Raw genomic sequence first — 19629 nt, forward strand, 5'->3', positions numbered from 1 at the left:
GAAATTCCCTATGACCTGTCATTGTTATCTGCCAACGAGGGGATTGCCCTCTGGCCCTGTCAGAACGGTTTTGTCGTCTTGATCAACAGTGTAGGTCAGCAATGATTTGCGCGCCAGTGGCATTTGGCACAAAAATCCCTATCAGCGTGATAGTGGAATTTTAAGGCGCTTTTCGGTATGTTGTGCGGCTATTTTGATGCGCCTCCGCGCCCGGCAATCCTCTGGCTGTACTGCCCCTTCTGTTAATAGTGAAGTGACCTCATAGATGACCGATTTTGACAATATTCGCCCTTATGACGATGCCGAAGTGCGTGAAGTACTGGACCGTATCCTCGCCGATCCTGAATTGGCCAACGCTATCTCAAAACTGAAGTTTCCCCGGTTACACCGTTATATGGGATGGTTGTTACGGCCACTGGTGCGGCGGGTGCTGAATCGTCAATTGTCCCAGGTTCACACCGTGGCAGATTTCCAGCACGTGGTTGAACGCTATATGAGTGGCATGATCGGCAACACCACTACCGCGTTGACCATCTCCGGCCTTGACCAGCTGGACCCCAAAGGTGCCTATCTGTTTATTAGCAACCACCGGGATATCACCATGGACCCGGCGTTCGTTAACTGGAGCCTCTACCACAGCGAAGCCAACACGTTGCGTATCGCCATTGGCGACAACCTGCTAACCAAGCCCTATGTCTCTGACCTGATGCGCTTGAACAAGAGCTTTATTGTCAATCGCTCCGCCAAGGCTCCCCGGGAGAAGTTCAAAGCGGCGCGCCAGCTCTCCGCTTATATCCATCATTCCATCGTTAACGATGCGCACAATATCTGGATCGCCCAGCGCGAAGGCCGGGCCAAAGACGGCAAGGACAAAACCAATTCGGCAGTGGTTGGCATGTTGACCCTGAACAAGCCAAAAACCATGGATTTCAATGAATATGTCCATGCATTGAACATTGTGCCGGTTTCTATCTCTTATGAGTACGACCCCTGCGATGCCGCCAAAGCCCGCGAGCTTTACCAGCAAAAGACCACCGGCAGCTATCAGAAAGAAGAGCATGAAGATGTAAAAAGCATCGCCGCCGGTATTACCGGTCAAAAGGGCCATGTGCATGTCGCCTTTGGTGAAGTATTAAAAGGGCATTATGCAGATGATGATGACGTGGTGCGGGAAATCGACCGCCAGGTGATCGCCAACTATGTCTTGCACAGTAGCAATTGTTTTGCCTGGCAAATGCTTGGTCATGAGGCAAAAGGCCTGCGTTACTCTGACCGGCAAATTCCTTTTGATGCCGATAAACTCCCCGAAGCCAAAGCCGCGTTTGAAGCGAGAATGGCGGCCATACCGGATGCCTGGCGCGATATCGCCCTGGCGATGTACGCCAACCCGGTACTCAGCCAGCAATCATTACAGGTAGAGAATGCATCCTGACCGTTTACGTCTGATTTCCCCCGCCCGCCATGCGACTGATAACAGGCCGCCGGTGTGGTGTTTATGCTGACAGATCAACTGAAACAACAGATCCAGTCCAGCTACAGCAAGTTTCTTGAAAGTAAGGGCATGAAAGCCCGTTACGGTCAAAAAATGATGATTGCTGAAATTGCCCGTACTATCGGCAACATTGAGCTGGATGACGAAAACCACCGCGTGGGCGGTGGCCATGTGTGCGTGGTAGAAGCGGGAACCGGCACCGGCAAAACGGTGGCCTATTTGCTCCCGGCTATTGCCATCGCCAAAGCCATGGGCAAAAAACTGGTTGTCTCCACGGCCACCGTGGCCTTGCAGGAACAGATTGTTAATAAGGATCTTCCCGAACTACGCCAGCACAGCGGCTTGGCTTTTAACTTCACCCTGGCGAAAGGTCGTGGCCGTTATTTATGCCTGTCGAAACTGGACAACCTGCTCAGCGAATACGAGAGTGGGCTGAACCCCACCCGAGCCTTATACGAAGACGAGATGCCCGGTGTCACGGCACAAAGCGTCAACTTGTATCAGTCGATGGTAGAAGCTCTGGCTTCCAATAAATGGAATGGCGAGCGCGATACCTGGCCCAAGGCGCTGGAGCAAAGCGAATGGCAGGTAATCACTACCGACCATCGCCAGTGCACCGGACGGCGCTGTTCCAATGTTTCTGTGTGCAGCTTTTTCAAAGCGCGCGACTCGCTTAACAGTGTGGATTGTATTGTCACCAACCACGACCTGGTGCTGGCCGATCTGGCCCTGGGGGGCGGCGCTATTCTGCCGGCACCGGCCGATACTATTTATGTCTTCGACGAAGGCCATCATCTGCCGCAAAAAGCGCTCTCGCATTTTGCCCACCACAGCCGCTTGTTATCGACCGGCAAATGGCTGGATCAATGCAATAAAAACCTCGGTGCCATGCTCGGGCATATCAGCGGGGCAGGGAACCTGGATCGCTTCGCCGAGCAGTTGCCCGCGGCATTGATGGATTGCAAACGGCATCTCGATTATTTATGGCCGCAGTTCGAGGCGCTGGCGCAGGAGATTTCTCTTGCCGAGCGCCAAAACCATTACCGTTTTCCGGGCGGCGCTGTGCCGTCCGGCATTCTTATGCAATGCGTTGAATTGCACCGCAGCTTTTCCCGGTTGAGCGAGCTGTTGGGGAAAATGGCCAATGAAGTGTCCGAGGCGATGGAAGATGCGCATTGCCCGGTGCCGAAAATAGATCTTGAAAATCACTACCCGGTGATCGGCTTGTGGCAAGCCCGCGCCGAAGCCAACACCGAGTTGTGGGCCAGTTACGCCACACCGGATGCCGCCGGAAGTGTTCCCCGGGCGCGCTGGTTAACCCCGGTAGACAACGCCGGCTCGATGGATATCGAAGTCTGTTCCAGCCCCATTCTTGCCGCAAAAACGCTGGAATACGGTCTGTGGAATCATTGCTGCGGCGCGATAGTTACCTCGGCAACCCTGACCGCGTTGGGAAATTTCAATCGCTTTCAAATGCGCGCCGGTACGCCTGCCGATGGCAACTACCGGGTAGTGCCCAGCCCCTTTGATTTCTCCCGAGCGACGCTGGAAATACCGGCCTGGGCAATTGATGCCACCGCCGCCGAGGCGCATACCAAATCGCTGCTGGATAATTTACCTGACCTGATGAAAGGTGATGATGCGACCCTGGTGCTCTTTTCGTCCCGTCGGCAAATGCAGGATGTATTTGATGGTATGCCAGCCTCACTACGCGGCTACATTCAAATTCAGGGCGATCAATCCCGTCAGGAAATTCTTACCAACCACCGTAAAAAAATTGATGATGGCGAGCGCAGTATTATTTTTGGGCTGGCGAGTTTTTCCGAAGGGGTAGACTTGCCCGGCAATTATTGCCGCCACGTTATTATTGCCAAGCTGCCTTTTTCGGTACCGGATGATCCCATCGAGGCGGCCTTGTCTGAATGGGTGGAATCCCGTGGTGGCAATCCGTTTATGGAAATTGCCGTGCCGGATGCATCGCTAAAACTGGTGCAGGCCTGCGGACGGCTACTGCGCTCCGAAAGCGACAGCGGCCGCATCACCTTGCTGGACCGTCGGCTGGTCAGCAAACGCTACGGTAAAGCGATCCTCGATTCGCTGCCGCCGTTTGCCCGGTCGATCCAGTAGCTCCCGGTAGCGGTTGTATTTTGACTCTCCGGTCGAGAGCTACCGCTTTAATTATTCGCTGTTATTTGAAGCATGGCAGCCCCTGTTTACTACCAACTTTCGGGAGACTTTAACCATGGGTCAACATATTGCCCTGGCAGAAATCCTCATGGATATTGAAAAAGAGCTGCGCGAATTGCAGTTGTGGTCTGATGAAGTGCCGTCTCCTGAGGCCTTGGCCAGTCAGCAGCCTTTTGCAGTGGACACCCTCAGCTTTCAGGAGTGGTTACAGTTTATCTTTCTGCCACGGTTTTACGCGATGATTGAAGCCAAAGCGCCCTTGCCTGCGGTGTGTGGCGTAGCGCCCATGGCAGAGCAGGTTTTTCAGGGAGTTAATCTCTATACTTCCCCATTAATTGCCCACTTGCAGCGTATTGATGTGTTGTTGACCGGTGCTGTTCAAAAAGCAGACTAATTAATACTGTTTGGTCTACACTGATTGCTGGGGGACATTCAGCATGGAAACGGACTTGGGAGTGCCCTATGGGTATGTCTATTTGGAAGAAAGCTGCGTCTTACGATGATGTTGTTGCTGAACTTAACAGCCGTTTGCAAGATACTGCAAACGATCTCTTCGCTATTGAAAATAACACCGCTTATATCAGTTTTGATCCGCAGGGCCACATCCTCGATGTCAACGATCTTTTTCTCGGTGTGGTCAATTACACGCGGGAAGAAGTGCTGGGCAAGCACCATCGCATCTTCTGCGATCAGTCGCTGATTCAAACGGCAGAGTATAAAAAGTTCTGGGACGATCTTTCCTCGGGCAAAGGCTTTAGCGGAATTTTCGAGCGCCTGCGACACGATGGCAGCGTGGTTTTTTTGTCCGCCAATTATTTCCCTGTCCGCAACAACAGCAACCGGGTAGTAAAAATCATCAAAATCGCCCGGGATGTCACTGAATCCCAACTGGCACTCAAAACCAAAAACTCGGTACTTGAAGCGCTGGACAAATCGCTGGCGGTTATCGAATTTACGCCCGGTGGCGACATCCTGTCAGCCAACGATAATTTTTTGGTCACTATGGGCTACTCGCCAGCACAAATTGCCGGGCAGCATCACCGGATATTTTGTGAACCCGATTTTTACCGTGATCAGCCGGATTTTTGGGCGCGGCTGCAAAGCGGCGAACATTTCTCCGGGCGCTTTAAACGAAAAAATAGCAGTGGCGGCACCGTGTGGCTGGAGGCCACCTATAACCCGATTTTTGATGAAAAAGGCAAGGTTTGTAAGGTCGTTAAATTTGCGTCGGATATTTCCGAACGGGTAAATACCGCTATCACCGCCGTGCACATGGCGGCCAGCACCTCGGAACAGACCTCGCAAATAACCACCAACGCGGTGGCTGTACTTAATGAAGCGATTCAAACGTCCCACCATATTGCCGACCAGGTTAAGGAAGCTTCTGCCATCGGTGCTGATTTGATCTCGCAGTCAGGCAATATCAATGAAATTGTCACCACCATTCGCAGCATCGCCGAGCAAACCAATTTGCTGGCGTTAAACGCGGCAATTGAGGCGGCAAGAGCGGGTGAGTCGGGGCGGGGGTTTTCGGTCGTTGCCGATGAGGTAAGAAAGCTTGCCGCTGATACCGCAAGAGCAACCGCAGAAATTACCAAAGTGGTGCAAAGTAATACCGCATTGATTAATCAGATTGATGCAAAGCTCAACGCGATTACCGGTATCGCGCTGCATGGCGAAGACAGCATTGGCGAAGTGGCTCATGGCCTGGCAGATGTTCGCAATGGCGTTAATCAATTTGTCAGAATGGTTGAGGTGATGAAGCCCTGATGTTGCGCGTTGTTGCTGTTTGATAAAATTTATGTGGCAGCGTCAGCAATAAGTGTCAGGTGATTTTTTAATGATTTCCGCACCAATAAAAACGCCAGTCAGTAATACTGACTGGCGTTTTTATTTGAAGCAAAAAATATAATTACATTTTTTCCATCACTTCAATGCCCAGCAAATCCAGGCCTTGTTGCAAGGTGCGAGCGACCAGATGACACAAGCGCAAGCGGCTGTTACGAAGCTCCGGGCTGACATCGGATTTCAAAATAGGGCAGGCTTCATAGAAACTCATGTACAAACTGGCAACATCGTACAAATAAGTGCAGAGCAAATGCGGCAAGGCTTCCCGCGCAACCTGATCCAGCGTTTCACCAAATTGCAGTAAACGAATCGCCAGCACTTTTTCCTGAAGTGTGCCAATGCTGATATCGCCGCTCAGGCTTGCCGGGTCAATTTCTGCTTTACGGAAAATACTTTGTACGCGGGTGTAAGCGTATTGCAGATAGGGTGCTGTGTTGCCTTCAAAACTGAGCATGCTGTCCCAGTTGAATAAGTAATCGTTGGTGCGGGTTTTACTCAAGTCGGCGTATTTAACCGCACCAATACCCACTTTGCGGGCGATGGCTTTAATTTCTTCGGCGCCCAGCTCGCTATTTTTTTCACTGACCACTGCGGTGGCACGTTCAATAGCTTCTTCCAGCAGTTCTGCCAGTTTTACCGTACCGCCGGTGCGGGTTTTGAACGGCTTGCCGTCGGAGCCCATCATGGTGCCAAACGCCAGGTGTTCCAGGCTGACAGTGTTGTCCACATAACCGGCTTTGCGGGCAATGGTGAAAACCTGCTGCATGTGCAGCGACTGGCGCGCATCAATAAAATACATAATGCGATTGGCCTTGAGAGCCTCTACACGGTATTTCAGTGCCGCAAGGTCGGTGGTGGCATACAAAAAGCCGCCGCCCTGTTTGCGAATAATAACCGGAGACGGGTTGCCTTCCTTGTCGGCCAGTTCCTGCAGAAAAACAACCTGCGCACCGTCGTTTTCAGCGGCGAGATTTTTTTGCTGCAAATCAGTTACCAGCGGTGCCAGTTCCTCGTTGTAAAAACTTTCGCCGCGCACATCGTCATCGGTCAGGGTGACGTTGAGTTGCTGGTAAATTTCGCTGCTATGGTGCAGTGACACTTCCTTGAACTGCTGCCAGAGCGCCAGAATAGCCGGGTCACCGGATTGCAGGCGTACCACATAGTTACGTGCCTTATCGGCAAAGGCTGCATCGTCATCAAAGTGTTTTTTGGCTTGCTGGTAAAACACTTCAAGATCTTTCAAAGCCATGCCGGCTTCGCGGTCGGCACCGAGTTGTTCTTCCAGCTCGGCAATCAGCATGCCGAATTGGGTGCCCCAGTCGCCCACGTGATTCTGGCGAATAACGCGGTTGCCCTGATGCTCAAGCAGGCGCGCCAGTGCATCACCAATGATGGTAGAGCGCAGGTGTCCTACGTGCATTTCCTTGGCGAGGTTGGGGCCGGAATAATCAATCACCACCGTTTGCGGTTGAGCAGCCGTTGCCAGCCCCATGCGATCATCGCGCTCTGCCACGGCTACCTGCTGGCCAAGCCAGTCGGGGTCGAGGTCGATGTTAATAAAACCCGGGCCGGCTATTTCAATTTTTTCCGCAATACCTTGCAGGTCGAGTTGCTCAACAATACGTGCCGCCAGCTCGCGCGGATTGGTGCCCAGCGCTTTGGCTGCACCCATGGCGCCATTCGCCTGATAGTCGCCAAAACCGGCTTTTTTGCCCGGTGCAATCAGCGCCGGCAGATGATCAGGAACGCCACAGGCATGCATGGCTTTAAGTACACGTTCGTTGAGTAATTCGCGAATATTCATAGGAAACAACATCGGGTCAGAAAAGAAAGTTGCTGATTGTACCTGTGGCAGGCTTTGGCTGCCAGATTTGACTGGATTACCGGCGATATCCAGCACCCTCCGGTTGCCTGGCTATACTTTCGTGAATCATACGGAGGTTGGGTTATGCATCCCTTTTTAAAAGATTTTCAGGTCAGCAGTGAGCGCATCGCGGTGTCACTGAAGGGCGGTGTTTTGCAATTGGTCTTGAATCGGCCCGAGCGCCGAAATGCGCTGTCGCTGGATATGTACAGCTGTTTGGCGGATGCCCTGATTCATGCGAAAAACAGCAGTGATGTGCGCGTGATTGTGCTGCGCAGCGAGGGCGATACCTTCACCAGTGGTAATGATCTGAAAGATTTTATGAATGAACCGGAAATTCATGAAGCGCATCCGGTGGTGCGGTTTATGCGAGCGCTGGCCCACAGCGAACAACCGGTGGTGGCTCTGGTGCAGGGCGCTGCAGTAGGTATAGGCGCAACCATGTTATTGCACTGCGATCTGGTATACCTCGCCGACGATGCCTGGCTGCAATTACCGTTTATTGATCTGGGGCTATCGCCCGAATATGCATCCAGTTATCTATTGCCGCGATTTTTAGGGCATGTGCGCGCCGCCGAATTGTTGTTGTTTGGTGAGCGCATCAGTGCCGAAGAAGCCGAGCATTGGGGCATCGTCAATGCCGTCTGGCCTGGGTCAAAACTGCTGGCTTCGGGCCTTGAAAAAGCCGCCCGGTTGGCGGCCAAGCCACCCAAAGCACTGGCGCGCAGTAAAGCTTTGCTGAAACTGAGCCAGAACAACGGTGTTGATCTGGCTATCGCCGCCGAATTTATGGGCTTTGCCGAAGGGCTGCAGTCGGCAGAATGTCGTGAAGCGATCAGCGCTTTTTTTGAAAAACGCGCGCCCGATTTTTCCAACGCTTCCTGAGCCAACCTTAAAGGAGGATTTCATGGCTGAACTGAATTTTGCTGAAAAACGGGTGCTGGTTGTCGGCGGCACCAGCGGTATCAACCGGGGGATCGCCGAAGCGTTCGCCCGCGAAGGTGCCCGTGTGGCGGTGGTCAGCCGCAAGCAAGCAAAAGTGGACGATACCCTGGCGGCTTTGCGTAAAGCCGGAGCTTCGGCGGTTCACGGCTTTGCGGCCGATGTGCGCGATGCCGCCGCACTGGCCGAGGGCGTTGCAGAGCTTCATAAACTCTGGGGTGAGCTGGATGTGGTGGTGTCAGGCGCTGCCGGTAATTTTCCGGCGCTGGCCAGCACCATGTCTGCCAATGCGTTCAAATCGGTTATTGATATTGATTTGCTGGGTACTTTTCATGTGATGAAAGCGGTTTATCCCTTTTTGAAAAAGCCGGGCGCGTCGATTATTAATATATCGGCGCCGCAGGCCGTATTGCCGATGCTGGCTCAATCCCATGTGAGCGCTGCCAAAGCCGGTGTCGATATGATTACCCGCTCGCTGGCGGTGGAGTGGGGCGGGGAGGGCATTCGTCTTAATTCGATTATCCCGGGCCCGATTGATGGCACTGAAGGCATGGCGCGGCTGGCGCCCGGCGACCATTTACGCAAGGCGGTGGTTGATTCTGTGCCGTTGGGCAGAATGGGGTCACCGCAAGATATCGCCAATGCCTGTCTTTTTCTGGCGTCGGACCTGGCGGCCTATATCACCGGTGCAATACTGCCCGTCGATGGCGGTTGGGTGCAGGGCGGTGTTGCTGTAGTGGGCTCGACGCTGGGCGATGTCATTGAGAAAAGTCAGCGCGATAGCGCGTCTATTTCAGATTGATGGCTCTGATGGGACTTTTTGGTTTGGGGTGTTAACGAGGTGCAGGCTGTTAAAAAGCCTCAAGCCATTGCAGGGCAAGTTCGTCATCAGGACGCTTGTTCCAAAACTGTCGAGTCAGGGACGACTCGTCAGAGCTACAGGGAATGTATCCATGCGTTTTTGGAGCAAGCGTCCTGATGTCTGACGAACAAGTGGCACTTAATGCGTCAGCAAAAATTCAACCAGGGCTTTCTGGGCGTGCAAGCGGTTTTCCGCTTCTTCCCAGACAATAGCCTCCGGGTTATCCAGCAGCTCTGCACTGACTTCCTTGCCGCGATAGGCTGGCAGGCAATGCATAAACAGCGCGCCCTTGTTGGCGTGGCTCATCAGTTCACTGTTAACCTGATACGCACCAAATACTTGTTCACGCTCTTTCTTCTGGTCTTCCTGGCCCATTGACGCCCAGGTATCGGTTACCACCAGGTCAGCACCGGCAACCGCATCGCGGGGGTTGGCACTGAGTTTTATACGGTGACGATAATTTTCAACATGCTCTGCCCGTGGTGTAAAACCTTTCGGGCAGGCGATGCGCAATTCAAAGTTGCACAATTCGGCGGCCTGAATATAGGTTTGACACATATTGTTGCCATCACCCACCCACGCAACCACTTTGCCGTCCAGCGAACCGCGCTGCTCAACAAATGTCTGGATATCGGCCAGCAATTGGCAGGGATGATAGTCATCGGTGAGGCCGTTGATGACCGGCACGATAGAATTATCGGCAAAGCGCTGGATGGTGGAATGCGCGAAGGTACGAATCATGACGATATCGACCATGCGGGAAATGCAGCGCGCAGAATCTTCGATGGTTTCGCCACGGCCCAGTTGGGAATCCTTGTTGGACAGAAAAATAGCGTGTCCACCGGCTTGAGCCATACCTGACTCAAAGGAAATCCGCGTACGGGTAGAGGATTTCTCAAAGATCATGCCGAGCACTTTATTTTTCAGTAGCTCGGTAGACTGTCCTTTGCGTTGCAAAGACTTGAGTTCGATCGCACGCTGGATGATCTGATGCAGTTCATCGCGTGATACGTCGTTAAGCGTTAAAAAGTGTCTCGGTGCCTTTGGGGGTACCATAATTGCCTACTCTTCTACAGGATCTGCCGTCCATCGGGCACGGACAGACCCTTCATTACAGTGCGGGATGAAGACCTCCCGCACCTTGTTTAAAACTCCGTCACCAGTTCGACCACTTTCGTGATCAGCTCCTCGACTTCTTCATCGGTTAAAATAAAGGTCGGCAGCAAGCGAACAACATTGCCGGAAGTTACGTTAATTAAAATGCCTTTACTGCGTCCTTTTTCAACAAGGTCAGCACAAGGCGCGTTCAGTTCGATGCCCAGCAGCAAGCCGCAGCCACGTACATCGACCACTTTGCTGTTGCCGGCAAATGCGGTTTTAAAAGCAGATAATAATTTCTCGCCCAGCGCTTTTACGCGCGCGGCGTAATTGCCTTCGATCAGGGTTTCCATCACGGCAATACTGGCGCTACAGGCCAGCGGATTACCGCCAAAGGTGGTGCCGTGGTTGCCCGGCTGCAGTACTTCGGAAGCCTTGCCCCGCGCCAAACAGGCACCAATAGGTACACCGTTGCCCAGACCCTTGGCCGTAGTGACCACATCCGGTTTGATGTTGTTGTTCTGATAGGCGAAGTAAGCGCCGGTACGGCAGTTGCCCGTCTGGATCTCGTCCAGCATCAGCAGCCACTCATTCCGGTCACACAGATCACGTAATTGATTGAGGTAATCTGCCGCAGGAATACGAATACCGCCTTCGCCCTGAATCGGCTCGACCAGAATCGCCACAATATTGGCGTGTTCGCTGGCGGCTGCTTTTATCGCGTCCACGTCGTCATAGGGCACTCTTACAAAACCTTCAACCAGCGGCTCAAAGCCGATTTGTACCTTGGCGTTGCCGGTTGCACTCAATGTCGCCAGGGTCCGGCCGTGAAAGCTGCCTGACATAACAATGATGGTGGGATTTTTTACGCCTTTATCGTTGCCGTATTTACGGGCAATTTTAATCGCGGCTTCGTTGGCCTCGGCGCCGGAATTGGAGAAAAACACTCTGTCCATACCGGACTGGTCAATCAGCAAATCGGCGAGGTGTTGTTGCTGGGGAATGTTGTACAGGTTGGACACGTGCAGCAAGGTCGCTGCCTGTTCGCTGATCGCGGCGGTAATAGCCGGGTGCGAGTAACCCAGACCACAGACGGCGATACCGGCAATGGCATCCAGATAGCTGTTGCCGTTTTGATCCCACACACGGCTGCCTTCGCCTCTCACCAAAGTGAGCGATCTGCTGCCGTACGTGTTCATCAATGTGGTCATGACAATCTCCAAAAACAAAACCGCCAAAGCCTGTGTGAAAACAGACCGTCAACTCTTGGGAGGCGGGGATAAACCAGAGAGTTCGATTAACAGCATGCTGTAAAAACTGCTGTTGTTGAAAGCTGAGATGTCAATAGTATAAGTAAATGCGCGGCTTGGCAAATGGCGCCAAAAAGCGCGCAGTTGCTGGCTATGGCGGTAGTTTAAGGTCGCCGATATTGTGACATTTGTGTGACGTGAGGCTAAACTCAGCTACACCCGGCGGCTGCCGGAGAGAATTTCCCCGGCAGGATGCCGCTCCACTTCATCAAGGAAGAACGATGATATCTGCACCATTTCCCCTCGTGAAACACCTGTCTCTGTTGGTTTGCGCGCTGCTGTTTTGCTGTTCGGGTTTGGCCAATACGCCGGATTTGCTGCTGGCCAATCAATACCATTCACACATTGTGCTGAGCGATTACCGGGTCAGCGAGAAGTTTGATGGTGTGCGCGCTTACTGGAATGGCCAGGCATTAGTGTCGCGTCAAGGCAACCGTTTTGCCGTGCCCGCCTGGTTTGTCGAGGACTTTCCCGATCAGCCGCTGGACGGTGAGTTGTGGCTGGGGCGCGAAGCTTTTGATGAATTGTCGGGTATTGTTCGCCGTAGTCAGCCCCATGAAGGCTGGCGGCGGGTGCGGTTTATGGTGTTTGATTTGCCGGACAGTAGCGATATTTTCGACAGCCGTTTGCAACAATTAAAGGCTTTGGTAGAACAGAGCGGTTCCCCGTTTCTCACTGTTGTCGAGCACCTGCCAGCTACCACTCACAAAGCACTTATGCGACAACTGGATGCCATCGTCGCGGCTGGCGGTGAAGGGTTGATGTTGCGTAAAGCCGACTCGCTGTATCGGGGTGGTCGGTCGGGTGATTTGTTAAAAGTGAAAAAGCGCGACGATGCCGAGGCCAAAGTGATCGGGCATATTCCCGGCAAAGGAAAATACACCGGGCAGATGGGCGCTTTACTGGTGGAGATGCCGGATGGGCGACGCTTCCGGCTGGGTACCGGTTTTACCGATGCGGTGCGGGCTTCGCCGCCAGCGCCCGGCAGCTGGGTAACCTTTACTTATCAGGGGTTGACCAGCAAAGGCTTGCCGCGGTTTGCCAGTTTCTGGCGCGAGCGGCCGGAGTCGGATTTGCCGGAAGCGTTAATGTCGGCGCCATAGGCCAGCGCTCGCCGGTTTTTTTTCTGACCGCTTTCTGAAAAATACAAAAAACCTGCCTGCCTTCGTCACCTTATTGCTAAGCTCCCGGCACCATTCATTTTTTTGCAAAACGGGAGTTTTATGTTGCGATATGCCCTTACCGGGATTGTCCTCGCCGGAACCGGTGGCACAGTAGCAAATGCAGCGGAGTCTCTGGAAACCTTGCTGGTCGTCGGCGAGCCTCCGGTTCTTAAAAATGTACCGGGTGAATACCTGCTTGACCGCGACTGGATTCCGCCATCCTCCCTGAAAGACAGCGCGTCGCTGCTGGAGCATTTGCCCGGCGTGCAGGCGGACAGCCGTTCCAATTACGCCCAGGACACCCGCATCACCTTGCGCGGTTTTGGCGCCCGCTCGGCGTTTGGGGTGCGCGGCATTGATCTGCGCGTTGACGGTGTGCCGGTATCGACGCCGGACGGGCAGGGGCAACTCTCTTCGGTGATGCTGGATGCAGTATCGAATGTGCAAGTACTGCGCGGCCCATTGGCGGCGCTTTACGGCAATGCCTCCGGTGGCGTGATCTTGTTGCAAACGGAAGCGCCGCAGGAAAATTCGCTGGGCCTGGGGCTGGTAACCGGCTCTGATGGCCTCGCCAAACAGCAGGTCGATGCCCAGTGGCGGCAGCAAAAGCTGGGTGTAAAAGTCAGCGCCTCCGCCATGGAGCTCGACGGCATGCGTGCCCATTCGGCAGCCGAGCGGCAACATCTTCACACCGCCGTGCACTACCGTGCGGATAATCAGGTAGAAACTATTTTTCGCTTTGACGCCAGCCGCGACCCGCGCCTCGATGATCCGCTCGGGCTTACGCCAGAGGAGTGGGATCGCGACCCTTATCAAATCAACGCCATGGCCGAGCGTTTTGATACCCATAAAACCATTGAGCACCAGCAAACATCCCTTACCGTTCGGCAGGCCACTGGTGCCCGGCGCTGGCAGGCTTCGGTATGGCACAGCGACCGCGAGATGACCCAGCTGCTCGGCTTTGCTGGCGATGCCATTACCTCGGCGGGCGGCATCGTAGATTTGCAGCGTGAAGTGCTGGGCGCATCGGGGCGTTTCTCGCGGGATGACACGCTGGGTTCAACCACACTAACCACCACGTTCGGTGCTGAATGGTCGCAAATGGACGACCGCCGCCGTGGCTATGTGAATGCGCAAGGTCAGCAGGGCGATTTGCGCCGCAATGAAAGCGGGCAAGTGGACAGTGCGGATGGCTACGGCTTATTGCAGTGGCAAGTGCTGGACACGGTGATGTTGACGGGTGGTTTCCGCTACAGCGATATCGATTTCAAAGTGGATGATTATTTCATTGTGCCGGGTAACCCGGATGACAGCGGTGCAATGGCATTTCGCGAATGGTCATCGGCGCTGGCGGCACAGTGGCAATGGCACCCGAACTGGCAAAGCTATCTCAGTTATGGCGCCGGTTTTGAAACACCCACGCTCACCGAAGCGGCCTACCGGGCAGATGCGACCGGCTTGAATACCGATTTGAAAGCCTCGGATATTCGCCAGCAGGAAGGCGGTCTTCGCTATGAGCGCGACGGCCTGCATCTCTCGGCAGCCATTTTCAATATCGAAACGACCGATGACATAGTCGTAGACCGCTCGGTTGATGGCAGAACCCTGTATCGCAATGCGGCAGCAACCCGTCGCGACGGCGTGGAATTTGCCGGTCAATGGACGCCCTCGGCCTATTGGGGTGTTTCCCTGACGATGAATTGGCTTGATGCACAATTTGATGCGGGTGAGTGGCGGGGCAAGCAACTGCCCGGGGTGGCCAGACAAAACCACAGCGCCAGCCTGATTGTTCGGCCATGGCTTGATTCCGGGGTATCGGTCAATGTCATGCTGCGGCACCGTTCGCGGGTAGCGGTCGATGACGCCAACAGTGATTTTGCCCCTACGGCCACCACCGCCGATGTGGCGCTCGCCTGGGATCACGCCCGTGGCCCCTGGCAATTCCGCAGTTGGGTGAATCTGGCCAATCTCAGTGATGAAGTCTACGTTGGCTCGGTCATTGTTAATCAGAGCAACCGGCGCGCCTTTGAATCGGCTGCTGGCCGTTCGGTCAGCGCTGGCGTCAATCTGGGTTATCGCTGGTAAATCACTTCAAATCGCCACAATAGATGGCTTCGCACAGGGAGTGTGCGGAAATAATACTGGCAGTTAACTTCTTCTTTTTTATATACTCCGGCCTCCGCGCTACGGCTCACTGCCGTCAGGGCGCTCATCTGAAACCCCTGTGTTTCGCAAATTTCATCAAGTGGCCTTTGGTAGGGGTCACCACTGAGAAGGATATAGCATGCCTGTTATTACTCTCCCCGATGGTTCCAAACGCGAATTTGACCGCCCCGTCTCCGTCTATGAAGTTGCCGCCGATATCGGTGCTGGCCTGGCCAAAGCGACCATTGCTGGCCGCGTAAACGGTCAGCGTGTGGATGCACACGATTTGATTACCGAAGACGCCGAGCTGGTCATCTTTACCGCTAAAGATGAAGACGGCCTGGAAATTATTCGTCACTCCTGTGCGCACCTGTTGGGGCATGCCATCAAGCAGATGTGGCCTGACGTCAAAATGGCGATTGGCCCAACCATCGAAAACGGCTTCTACTACGATGTTGATCTCGAGCACACGCTGACCGATGACGACATTGTTGCGCTTGAACAGCGCATGCTGGAATTGGCCAAAACCGAATACAGTGTGGTGAAGAAGAACGTTTCCTGGCAGGAAGCGCACGATACCTTTGCTGCGCGCAACGAACCCTACAAGCTGGAAATTCTCGAGCGCGATGTACCGCGCGATGCAACGCCCGGCTTGTATCATCACGAAGAATACGTTGACATGTGTCGCGGCCCTCACGTGCCGAACATGCGTTTCTGCCTGAATTTCAAATTGATGCGTGTTTCCGGTGCTTACTGGCGCGGCGACTCTGACAACAAAATGTTGCAGCGCATCTACGGCACCGCTTTCCCGGACAAAAAACAGCTGGCTGCACATTTGCAAATGCTGGAAGAGGCGGTCAAGCGTGACCACCGCAAGCTGGGTAAAAAATTCAATTTCTTCCACTTGCAGGACGAAGCACCGGGTATGGTGTTCTGGCATCCGCGCGGCTGGTCGATCTATTCAACGCTGGAAGCCTACATGCGCGAATTACAGCGCAACAATGGCTACAGCGAAGTAAAAACTCCGCAGGTTGTTGATCGTGTGCTGTGGGAAAAATCCGGTCACTGGGATAAATTCCGTGCCGGTATGTTTACCGTTGCCTCTGAAGATCGTGATTTTGCCATCAAACCGATGAACTGCCCGTGTCACGTACAGGTATTCAATCAGGGGCTGAAAAGCTACCGTGAATTGCCGCTGCGTCTGGCTGAATTCGGCGCTTGTCACCGCAATGAGCCCTCCGGCACGCTGCAGGGCTTGATGCGGGTGCGCGGCTTTGTACAGGACGACGGCCACATTTTCTGTACCGAAGCGCAAATTCAGCACGAGGTATCTACTTTTACCGATCTGCTGTTCAAGGTTTACGCCGACTTTGGCTTTAGCGACATCATTATTCGCATCTCTACTCGCCCTGAACAGCGCGTGGGTAGCGACGAAGTATGGGATAAAGCTGAAAAATCCCTGATGGATGCGCTGGCCGCCAAAGGTCTGGCCTATGAACTCTTGCCTGGCGAAGGTGCGTTTTACGGTCCGAAGATCGAATTCTCGCTGCGTGACTGCATTGGCCGTATCTGGCAGTGCGGCACAATTCAGGTCGATTTTTCCATGCCGGGACGTCTTGATGCGCAATATGTGGCAGAAGATGGCTCACGTCAGGTGCCGGTTATGCTGCACCGTGCTATCCTCGGTTCCTTCGAACGCTTTATCGGTATACTGATCGAGCATTACGAAGGTGCTTTTCCGGCGTGGCTTGCGCCGGAGCAGGTAGCGGTGCTCAATATCACCGATAATCAGGCGGAATTTGTTCGTAAAGTTGAAAAAACCTTGCGTGATCAGGGCTTCCGGGCAATTTCGGACTTGAGAAACGAGAAGATCGGCTTTAAAATCCGCGAGCACACACTTCAGCGAGTCCCGTATTTACTCGTGGTTGGCGACAAAGAGGTTGAAAATCAATCTGTTGCAGTTCGTACACGAGATGGAAGCGATTTGGGTGTCATGAGCCTCGATGCATTTGCCGACCTTTTGCGTGGCGATATCGCCAAAAAAGGTCGCCAGTAGCATCCTGGCTTTTTTATTTAACGAATTGGAGATACAACTATCAAACGAGATAACGCTGGCGCAGGCAAGGGCAACCCCAAGAAGCCTCGGATCAATGATCAAATCGAAGCAAAAGAAGTTCGTTTAATTGATGCAGAAGGTGAACAGGTTGGTATCGTTCCCCTTTCCGACGCTCTGGCAAGAGCCCAGGCCGCGACTTTGGATCTGGTAGAGATTGTTGCTGACAGTGACCCGGTAGTCTGTAAAATTATGGATTACGGCAAACATCTGTTTGAAATCAAGAAGACTAAAACTGCTGCCAAAAAGAAACAAAAGCAGCAGCAAATTAAAGAAATGAAGTTTCGCCCAGGGACGGAAGATGGAGATTATCAGGTCAAACTACGCGCCTTGATACGTTTCCTTGAAAATGGGGACAAAGGCAAGGTTACCTTGAAGTTCCGCGGTCGCGAACTGGCTCACCAGGAGCTGGGGATGGAGATGATGCAACGTATCGAAAAAGATCTTGCAGAGCTCGGCGTCGTGGAGCAATCGGCTAAAATGGAAGGCCGTCAGTTAACCATGGTCATTGCCCCGAAAAAGAAAAAGTAACCGGGCTTTTAGCTGCCTCAGGCTACTTACAGAAGACACCGCCGCTTGTTGTAGTTTGGCAAGCGGAAAGGGGTGTCTCGTTTTAATCAATCAATGCGGAGTTATTCCCCATGGCAACTAAAGCTAAAGTACACAGTGGCGCCTCCAAGCGCTTCAAGAAGACTGGCGCTGGCTACAAGTTCAAACACGCCAACAAGAGCCACATCCTCACCAAAATGACTACCAAGCGTAAGCGTCACTTGCGCGGCACCAGCATTATTCATGCTAATGATGTTGCCAGCATTGATCGTATGTTCCGCGCTAACTAATTCGGGTCATCGAATAGCGGTTTTTATTTTTTTAAGAGGATAAGGTTATGGCCCGTGTTAAACGTGGTGTAGAGGCGCGTCGTCGTCACAAGAAAGTTTTAAAAGCTGCGAAAGGTTACTACGGTGCACGTTCACGTGTATTCCGCGTTGCCAAGCAAGCTGTTATCAAAGCTGGTCAGTATGCGTACCGCGACCGTCGTGTTAAAAAGCGTAACTTCCGCGCTCTGTGGATTACCCGTATTAACGCGCAGTCCCGTTCAGAAGGCTTGTCTTACAGCCAGCTGATCGCCGGCTTGAAAAAAGCGAACATCGTGTTGGATCGCCGTGTATTGGCTGATCTGGCTGTATACGATAAAGCAGCGTTTGCTGCAGTTGTTGAGAAGGCTAAATCAGCTCTGGCTGCTTAATCGTCCAACGACTGTCCGATCTGTCGGGTATTTCCCCCGACAGGAGGATTTGATCGCGATGAAAGGGAAGGGGCTGTTTCAGTTCCTTCCCTTTTTTCTATTTGCAATATGGCAAATTGTACGCAGGTGCTGTTTGTCAGCAGGATCTTGTCTGCCGGGATTATTGAGCAGCCGCTGGCCGCAACCTGGTGTCTTACCGATAAAATATTTTGGATTAGCCGATGAATAATCTGGTTGCGCTCACTGAAGAAGCGCTCAAATTGGTTGCCGAGGCGCAGGATCTGGCCGCTCTGGATAACGTGCGTGTCGAATACCTGGGCAAGAAAGGCAGCATTACCTCGCAGATGAAAAATCTGGGACAACTTTCCGCAGAAGAGCGTCCGGCTGCCGGTGCTGAAATCAATAAAGCGCGTGACACCGTTCAGGACGCTATCCAGACTCGCAAGCAGGCGCTGGAAACCGATGCCATCAATGCCAAGCTCGCTGGCGAAGTGATTGATGTCAGCTTGCCGGGGCGTGGTCAGCATACCGGTGGTTTGCACCCGGTAACCCGCACCTTGCAGCGCATAGAGGCTATCTTCAAAGCCGTCGGTTACACCGTTGAAACCGGCCCTGAAATTGAAGACGATTATCACAACTTTGAAGCGCTGAATATTCCATCGCACCACCCGGCGCGTGCCATGCACGACACCTTTTACGTGGACGATACGCACGTACTGCGTACGCATACGTCGCCGGTGCAAGTGCGCACTATGGAAAATCGCGAACCGCCGATCCGTATTATTTGTCCGGGGCGTGTTTATCGCTGCGATTTCGACGCCACCCACTCACCGATGTTCCATCAGGTAGAAGGTCTGGTGGTCGATAAGAACATCAGCTTCGCCGATTTGAAAGGCACCGTAGACCAGTTTTTGAAGGCATTCTTCGAGACTGACGTAGCGGTGCGCTTCCGCCCCTCTTATTTCCCGTTCACCGAGCCTTCGGCGGAAATGGATATCCAGTGCACCCAATGTCGCGGTAAAGGTTGCCGTATGTGCAAAAACACCGGCTGGCTGGAAGTCGGCGGTTGCGGCATGGTGCATCCCAACGTATTCAAGGCCAGTGGCGTCGATCCCGAGGTGTATACCGGTTTCGCCTTTGGCATGGGGGTAGAGCGTCTGGCGATGTTGCGTTACGGCGTAAACGACCTGCGCCTTTTCTTTGAAAATGATCTGCGCTTCCTGAAGCAATTTTAACGGCGGCGCCTGGCAAAGAAGCATTCGGGAGCGTCGGGCATCAGGACGTTGTTGATGCTCGCGAGGTGCAAGGCACCCGCCCGGGTGACGGATACACCTGCTGAATTTAACAGTCAATGTCGGG

16 protein-coding genes are annotated in these 19629 nt (G+C 53.4%); 13 read left to right on the forward strand and 3 right to left on the reverse strand.

What is annotated here, in order from left to right:
* Nucleotides 1–265: 265 nt before the first annotated feature.
* The 4 genes from C4F51_RS08795 to C4F51_RS18330 all read left to right on the forward strand — a co-directional run bounded on the left by C4F51_RS08795 (nucleotide 266) and on the right by C4F51_RS18330 (nucleotide 5449).
* Complete coding sequence (locus C4F51_RS08795) at nucleotides 266–1432, forward strand: 1-acyl-sn-glycerol-3-phosphate acyltransferase (protein WP_193909059.1); 1167 nt, start codon at nucleotides 266–268, stop codon at nucleotides 1430–1432.
* A gap of 63 nt (nucleotides 1433–1495) precedes the next feature.
* Nucleotides 1496–3619, forward strand: coding sequence for an ATP-dependent DNA helicase DinG (dinG, locus tag C4F51_RS08800; protein WP_193909061.1), 2124 nt, complete (start codon nucleotides 1496–1498; stop codon nucleotides 3617–3619).
* Between the two features lie 115 nt (nucleotides 3620–3734).
* Complete coding sequence (locus tag C4F51_RS08805; protein ID WP_193909063.1) at nucleotides 3735–4073, forward strand: YqcC family protein; 339 nt, start codon at nucleotides 3735–3737, stop codon at nucleotides 4071–4073.
* A 68-nt stretch (nucleotides 4074–4141) separates the two neighbouring features.
* Nucleotides 4142–5449: a methyl-accepting chemotaxis protein gene (locus C4F51_RS18330; protein ID WP_193909065.1), complete on the forward strand. Its 1308-nt coding sequence runs from the start codon at nucleotides 4142–4144 to the stop codon at nucleotides 5447–5449.
* A gap of 142 nt (nucleotides 5450–5591) precedes the next feature.
* Here C4F51_RS18330 and argS read toward each other — a convergent pair whose 3' ends face one another.
* Entirely contained in the window at nucleotides 5592–7331 is a 1740-nt protein-coding gene (gene argS / locus C4F51_RS08815; protein WP_193909067.1) for an arginine--tRNA ligase, read from the reverse strand.
* Between the two features lie 144 nt (nucleotides 7332–7475).
* Between argS and C4F51_RS08820 the strand changes: the two genes are divergently transcribed.
* Together C4F51_RS08820 and C4F51_RS08825 are read left to right on the forward strand one after the other, a co-directional pair.
* Nucleotides 7476–8276: an enoyl-CoA hydratase gene (locus C4F51_RS08820; RefSeq protein ID WP_193909069.1), complete on the forward strand. Its 801-nt coding sequence runs from the start codon at nucleotides 7476–7478 to the stop codon at nucleotides 8274–8276.
* 22 nt (nucleotides 8277–8298) lie between these two features.
* A complete protein-coding gene (locus C4F51_RS08825; RefSeq protein WP_193909071.1) occupies nucleotides 8299–9135 on the forward strand; it encodes an SDR family oxidoreductase in 837 nt (278 codons plus the stop codon).
* A gap of 198 nt (nucleotides 9136–9333) precedes the next feature.
* Here the strand turns inward: C4F51_RS08825 and argF are convergent, their stop codons facing one another.
* Both argF and C4F51_RS08835 read right to left on the reverse strand, forming a co-directional pair.
* On the reverse strand, nucleotides 9334–10251 hold the full coding sequence (gene argF / locus C4F51_RS08830; RefSeq protein WP_193909073.1) for an ornithine carbamoyltransferase: 918 nt from the start codon (nucleotides 10249–10251) through the stop codon (nucleotides 9334–9336).
* A gap of 89 nt (nucleotides 10252–10340) precedes the next feature.
* Complete coding sequence (locus tag C4F51_RS08835; protein WP_202987658.1) at nucleotides 10341–11504, reverse strand: aspartate aminotransferase family protein; 1164 nt, start codon at nucleotides 11502–11504, stop codon at nucleotides 10341–10343.
* A gap of 320 nt (nucleotides 11505–11824) precedes the next feature.
* Between C4F51_RS08835 and C4F51_RS08840 the strand changes: the two genes are divergently transcribed.
* From C4F51_RS08840 to pheS, 7 genes are all read left to right on the forward strand, one after another.
* A complete protein-coding gene (locus tag C4F51_RS08840) occupies nucleotides 11825–12706 on the forward strand; it encodes a DNA ligase (protein ID WP_193909075.1) in 882 nt (293 codons plus the stop codon).
* A gap of 120 nt (nucleotides 12707–12826) precedes the next feature.
* On the forward strand, nucleotides 12827–14851 hold the full coding sequence (locus C4F51_RS08845) for a TonB-dependent receptor family protein (RefSeq protein WP_193909077.1): 2025 nt from the start codon (nucleotides 12827–12829) through the stop codon (nucleotides 14849–14851).
* 199 nt (nucleotides 14852–15050) lie between these two features.
* Nucleotides 15051–16967 carry a threonine--tRNA ligase gene (thrS, locus tag C4F51_RS08850; protein WP_193909080.1) on the forward strand — a complete coding sequence of 639 codons (1917 nt, stop codon included), beginning with the start codon at nucleotides 15051–15053 and terminating at the stop codon, nucleotides 16965–16967.
* Nucleotides 16968–17057: 90 nt separating this feature from the next.
* Nucleotides 17058–17555, forward strand: coding sequence for a translation initiation factor IF-3 (gene infC, locus C4F51_RS08855; protein ID WP_456236952.1), 498 nt, complete (start codon nucleotides 17058–17060; stop codon nucleotides 17553–17555).
* Between the two features lie 110 nt (nucleotides 17556–17665).
* A complete protein-coding gene (rpmI, locus tag C4F51_RS08860; RefSeq protein WP_193909082.1) occupies nucleotides 17666–17863 on the forward strand; it encodes a 50S ribosomal protein L35 in 198 nt (65 codons plus the stop codon).
* A gap of 47 nt (nucleotides 17864–17910) precedes the next feature.
* A complete protein-coding gene (rplT, locus tag C4F51_RS08865) occupies nucleotides 17911–18270 on the forward strand; it encodes a 50S ribosomal protein L20 (RefSeq protein ID WP_193909084.1) in 360 nt (119 codons plus the stop codon).
* A gap of 221 nt (nucleotides 18271–18491) precedes the next feature.
* Nucleotides 18492–19505, forward strand: coding sequence for a phenylalanine--tRNA ligase subunit alpha (gene pheS / locus C4F51_RS08870; protein ID WP_193909086.1), 1014 nt, complete (start codon nucleotides 18492–18494; stop codon nucleotides 19503–19505).
* Nucleotides 19506–19629: the final 124 nt, after the last annotated feature.

Source organism: Cellvibrio polysaccharolyticus (genome assembly GCF_015182315.1).
Lineage (GTDB): Bacteria > Pseudomonadota > Gammaproteobacteria > Pseudomonadales > Cellvibrionaceae > Cellvibrio > Cellvibrio polysaccharolyticus.

Coding starts and splice junctions, on each gene's coding strand:
- C4F51_RS08820 (WP_193909069.1), top strand. CDS start 7,476: ATGCATCCCTTTTTAAAAGATTTTCAGGTCAGCAGTGAGCGCATCGCG.
- C4F51_RS08825 (WP_193909071.1), top strand. CDS start 8,299: ATGGCTGAACTGAATTTTGCTGAAAAACGGGTGCTGGTTGTCGGCGGC.
- rplT (WP_193909084.1), top strand. CDS start 17,911: ATGGCCCGTGTTAAACGTGGTGTAGAGGCGCGTCGTCGTCACAAGAAA.
- thrS (WP_193909080.1), top strand. CDS start 15,051: ATGCCTGTTATTACTCTCCCCGATGGTTCCAAACGCGAATTTGACCGC.
- C4F51_RS08845 (WP_193909077.1), top strand. CDS start 12,827: ATGTTGCGATATGCCCTTACCGGGATTGTCCTCGCCGGAACCGGTGGC.
- C4F51_RS08795 (WP_193909059.1), top strand. CDS start 266: ATGACCGATTTTGACAATATTCGCCCTTATGACGATGCCGAAGTGCGT.
- argF (WP_193909073.1), bottom strand. CDS start 10,251: ATGGTACCCCCAAAGGCACCGAGACACTTTTTAACGCTTAACGACGTA.
- C4F51_RS08835 (WP_202987658.1), bottom strand. CDS start 11,504: ATGACCACATTGATGAACACGTACGGCAGCAGATCGCTCACTTTGGTG.
- pheS (WP_193909086.1), top strand. CDS start 18,492: ATGAATAATCTGGTTGCGCTCACTGAAGAAGCGCTCAAATTGGTTGCC.
- C4F51_RS08840 (WP_193909075.1), top strand. CDS start 11,825: ATGATATCTGCACCATTTCCCCTCGTGAAACACCTGTCTCTGTTGGTT.
- C4F51_RS08805 (WP_193909063.1), top strand. CDS start 3,735: ATGGGTCAACATATTGCCCTGGCAGAAATCCTCATGGATATTGAAAAA.
- argS (WP_193909067.1), bottom strand. CDS start 7,331: ATGAATATTCGCGAATTACTCAACGAACGTGTACTTAAAGCCATGCAT.
- dinG (WP_193909061.1), top strand. CDS start 1,496: ATGCTGACAGATCAACTGAAACAACAGATCCAGTCCAGCTACAGCAAG.
- C4F51_RS18330 (WP_193909065.1), top strand. CDS start 4,142: ATGGGTATGTCTATTTGGAAGAAAGCTGCGTCTTACGATGATGTTGTT.
- rpmI (WP_193909082.1), top strand. CDS start 17,666: ATGGCAACTAAAGCTAAAGTACACAGTGGCGCCTCCAAGCGCTTCAAG.